Genomic DNA, 4,771 nt, shown 5'->3' with positions numbered 1-4,771 from the left:
AAAGGCCCAGCCCCATACCCGAACGCTGCGCACCCTGACCCGTGAACAGCAGGCCCAACCGGCCCGGTGTCACCACGTCCTGCACGACATCGGGTGAGGGCGTGCCCCCTGCCAGCGCGGACAGGCCCGACAGCAGGGTGTCGCGATCGGGTCCGGCCACCATGGCCCGGTGGTCGAACCGTGCCCTGGCGGTGGCCAGCGTGAAACCGACGTCCTGCGGGTCGAGACCGGACACGGCCGAGTGCAGCCGTTCGGCCTGCTCGCGCAGCGCCTGCGGGTTCCGGGCGCTGAGCAGCCACGGCACGACCGGCATCGCCACCGGCTCGACCTCGGCCGGAACGTCCACGGTGGACCCGTCGCCGGACGGCTCGGCAGCGTCGACCGGCGCGGCGGCGTCGGAAGGCACGGCCTCGGCGGGCGGGGCCTCCTCGATGATCACGTGGGCGTTGGTGCCGCTGATGCCGAACGAGGACACCCCGGCCCGGCGCGGTGTCTCCGCGCGCGGCCAGGGCCGCTGGTCGGTCAGCAGTTCGACCGCGCCCGACGACCAGTCCACGTGCGGTGACGGCGCGTCCACGTGCAGCGTACGCGGCAGGGCCTCGTGCGACAGCGCCTGCACCATCTTGATCACACCGGCGACGCCGGCCGCCGCCTGGGTGTGCCCCAGGTTCGACTTGATCGAACCGAGCCGCAGCGGCCGGTCCGCGGGCCGGTCCTGCCCGTACGTCGCCAGCAGCGCCTCGGCCTCGATCGGGTCGCCCAGCGTGGTCCCAGTGCCGTGCGCCTCGACCACGTCCACGTCGGCCGGGTCCAGCCGGGCGTTGACCAGCGCCTGCCGGATCACCCGCCGCTGCGACGGCCCGTTGGGCGCGGTGAGCCCGTTGGACGCGCCGTCCTGGTTGACCGCCGAGCCGCGCAGCAGCGCCAGCACGCGGTGGCCGTTGCGCCGGGCGTCGGACAGCCGCTCCAGCAGCAGCATGCCCGCGCCCTCGGACCAGCCGACGCCGTCGGCCGCGGCGGCGAACGACTTCGACCGCCCGTCCGGGGCGAGCCCGCGCTGGCGGCTGAACTCGACGAACGTGCCCGGCATCGACATCACCGTGACACCGCCGGCCAGCGCCAGCGTGCAATCGCCCGAGCGCAGCGCCCGCGCCGCCAGGTGCATCGCCACCAGCGAAGACGAGCACGCGGTGTCGACGGTGACGGCCGGGCCGACCAGGCCCAGGTTGTACGCGACCCGGCCGGACGCGACACTGCCCGCGCTGCCGGTGAGCAGGTATCCCTCGAACCCCTCCGGGATGTCGTGCAGCAGCCGTACGCCGTAGTCGGCGTACATCACTCCGGCGAACACCCCGACGGGGGTCTCCTGCGCGGCGGCCGGGTCGATGCCGGCCCGCTCGAACGCCTCCCACGAGATCTCCAGCAGCAGCCGCTGCTGCGGGTCCACGCCGAGCGCCTCCCGCGGCGACATGCCGAAGAACTCGGCGTCGAACGCGTCGGCGTCGTGCAGGAAGCCGCCCTCCCGGGAGTAGCTCTTGCCGGTCGCCTCCGGGTCCGGGTCGTACAGGTCCGCGGGCCAGCCCCGGTTCGCCGGGAACCCCGACACCGCGTCGACGCCGTCGGCGACGAGCCGCCACAGGTCCTCGGGCGTGCGCACCCCGCCCGGGTACCGGCAGGCCATGCCGATGATCGCGATGGGTTCGGTGTCCTGCGACTCCAGCTCCTGCAGCCGCCGGCGGGTCTGGTACAGCTCCGCCGTGACCTTCTTGAAGTATCCGAGCAGTTTCTCGTCCGCCATTGTCAGCTATCTCCCCAGCTCAGATCGCGATGCCGAACTCGCGCCCGACGAAGTCGTAGAGCTCGTCGGCTGACGCGTCGCGCAGTTCCGAAGTCACGTCGGTGGTCGCCGCGGGGGTGTCCCACTGCGACAGCAGCTCCTGCAGGCGCGCCTTCGCGCGTGCCCGGGCCAGGTCGTCGAGGTCGGCGGCGAGCGCCGTCTCCAGCCGGTCGAGTTCCTGGTGCACCAGCCGCTCCGGGTCGATGCCGGGGCCGGCCAGCGCCGCCCGCAGGTGCTCGGCGAGCGAGCCCGGCGTCGGGTGGTCGAACACCAGCGTCGCGGGCAGCCGCAGCCCGGTCAGCGTGTTGAGCCGGTTGCGCAGGTCCACCGCCGTGAGCGAGTCGAAACCCAACTCCTTGAACGCCCGGTCGGGATCGACGGCGGCCCCGGCGGCGTGGCCGAGCACCGTGGCGACCTGCTTGCGGACCAGGTCGTCGAGCAGTTCGCGCTGCTCGGCCTCGCCGAGCCGGGCGAGGTCGTCGGCGAGGCCGGACATCCGCTGTCCGCTCGCCGCGGTGCGCTGCCCCGGGATCGGCACCAGGCCGCGGAGCAGGGCCGGCACGGCATTGCCCGGGGCCCGCAGCACCCGCAGGTCCAGCCGCATCGGCAGCAACCACGGGTCCGGCCGGCCGAGCGCGGCGTCCAGCAGCGCCAGGCCCTCCTGCTCGTCGAGTGCGGTGAGACCGGCCCGTGCCATACGCTGGAAGTCGGCGTCGCCGAGGTGGCCGGTGATGCCGCTGCTGCGGGCCGCCCACAGGCCCCACGACAGCGCGGTCGCGGGCAGGCCCTGCTCGCGGCGGTGCAGCGCGAGTCCGTCGAGGAAGGCATTGGCGGCCGCGTAGTTTCCCTGGCCCGGCGCCCCGAACACGGCGGCGGCCGAGGAGAACAGCACGAACGCGTCAAGGTCGGTGTCCAGGGTCAGCTCGTGCAGGTGCCAGGACGCGTCCACCTTGGGCCGCAGGACACCGGCGAGCCGCTGCGGGTCCAGCGAGCCGATGACGCCGTCGTCGGCGACACCGGCGGCATGCACGACGGCGGTCAGCGGCCGTTCGGCCGGGATGTCGGCCAACAGCCTGGCCAGCGCGTCCCGATCGGCGGTGTCGCAGGCGGCCACGGTGACCTGCGCACCGAGCGCGGTCAGCTCGTCGGACAGCTCCTGGGCTCCCGCGCCGGCCAGACCGCGCCGCCCGGCGAGCAGCAGGTGCCGCATGCCGTGTTCGACCACCAGGTGGCGGGCCAGGATCGCACCGAGGCCGCCGGTGCCGCCGGTGATCAGCACTGTGCCGTCGGTGCGCAGCGGCGCGCGTTCGCCGGTGGCCGGGCGCACCCGGTTGAGCCGGGGTGCGCGTACGCGGCCCTGCTGGATCGCCACCTGCGGCTCGCCGGTGGCCAGCGCCGCGGGCAGCAGGTCGGTGGCGTCATCGGAACCGTCGAGGTCGACCAGGAGGATGCGGTCCGGGTTCTCGGCCTGCGCGGATCGCAGCAGCGCGGTGGCGGCGGCCAGGGCCAGGTCACCGCCGCCGCCGTCCTCGGCGAGCAGGCCACGGGTGACCACGACCAGCCGGGACTGCGCGAACCGCGGGTCGCTCAGCCAGTCCTGGGCCAGCTCCAGCGCGGCCCGGGTGGCGGCGTGCACCTCCCCGACGACCCCGCCGTCGGTACGGTCGTCGGCGTCGGCCGGTTCGACCAGGCAGGTCAGCACCGTGTCCGGCACCGCCTCGCCCGCGTCGGCGAGCAGGTCGTCGAGGGTCGCGCCGTGCCGGGTGACACCGAGCCGCGCGCCCAGCCGCAGATCGTCGGATCCGAGCACGGCCCAGCCGGCGCGGTCACCCGCCGGGCCTGCGGGGACGGCGTCCCAGTCGACGGTGAACAGGGCGTCGCGGTGCGGTGAGCGAGCGGCCGGGAGCGCGTCCGCGGTGACGGTGCGCCACTGCAGCGAGCGGGCCTCGGCCACGGGCGCACCGGTGCCGTCGGCGATCAGCACCGCGACGGTGTCCGGGCCGGTGGAAGTGAACCGGACCCGCAGGTCGGTCGCGCCGACGGCGTGCACGGACACGCCGTTCCAGGCGAACGGCAGGGCCGGTTCGGCGTCGTCGAGGGCGCGGAGCATGAACGCGTGCAGGGTCGCGTCGAGCAGCGCGGGGTGCAGCCGGTAGCCGGCCGGGTCCAGCAACTCCGGCAGTATGACCTCGGCGTACACGTCATCGCCGCTGCGCCAGGCCCGGCGCAGGCCCTGGAATCCGGGACCGTAGCCGTATCCCTGCACGGCCAAGCGGTCGTACGCGTCGTCGACGGGCAACTCGTCCGCGCCCGGCGGCGGCCACGCGGTGAGGCCCTCCCCGGGGGTGCCCAGCACGGCGGGCGCGACGAAGCCGGTCGCGTGGCGGGTCCACTCGTCTCCGTCACCGGCGCGGGCGTACACGCTGACGGGTCGGCGTCCGTCGTCGTCGGCGGCGCCTACGGCCACCTGCAACGTCACCGGCTCGCCGGCCGCCAGCACCAGCGGCGCGGCCAGCGTCAGCTCGTCGAGCACGCCGCAGCCGACCTGGTCACCGGCGCGCACGGCCAGCTCGACGAAGGCGGTGCCGGGCAGCAGCACCGTGTCCATCACCCGGTGGTCGGCCAGCCAGGGCTGGCCGTACAGCGAGATCCGGCCGGTGAGCAGCGCGCCGTCCCCGCCGGCCAGTTCCACGGCCGCGCCGAGCAGCGGGTGTGCGGCGTCGTCGAGGCCGGTGGCGGCCAGGTCGGACGCCGCGGCCGCGGTCATCCAGTACCGCTGCCGCTGGAACGGATACGTCGGCAGGTCCACCGAGGACACGGCGCCGGCCGGGCGTGGCCACCCGGTGATCGCTCCCCTGGTGTGCAGGCGCGCCAGCGCCGTGAGCAGCTCGCGTGCCTCGTCGCGGTCGCGCCGCTGCAGGCCGACCGCCGCGA

Annotated in this window: 2 protein-coding genes; both read right to left on the bottom strand. The window is 75.0% G+C overall.

Going from position 1 to position 4,771, the window contains the following annotated elements; translation table 11 throughout:
• The coding region (locus tag ACFQO7_RS37570) for a type I polyketide synthase (RefSeq protein ID WP_465252396.1) at positions 1-1,804 on the bottom strand (1,804 nt) is incomplete at its 3' end.
• Positions 1,805-1,817: 13 nt separating this feature from the next.
• On the bottom strand, positions 1,818-4,771 hold a 2,954-nt coding region (locus ACFQO7_RS37565), incomplete at its 5' end, for a type I polyketide synthase (RefSeq protein WP_465252395.1).

Origin of the sequence: Catellatospora aurea (assembly GCF_042663325.1) — a bacterium.
GTDB lineage: Bacteria > Actinomycetota > Actinomycetes > Mycobacteriales > Micromonosporaceae > Catellatospora > Catellatospora aurea.
This window is presented reverse-complemented; position numbering and strand designations above follow the sequence as displayed.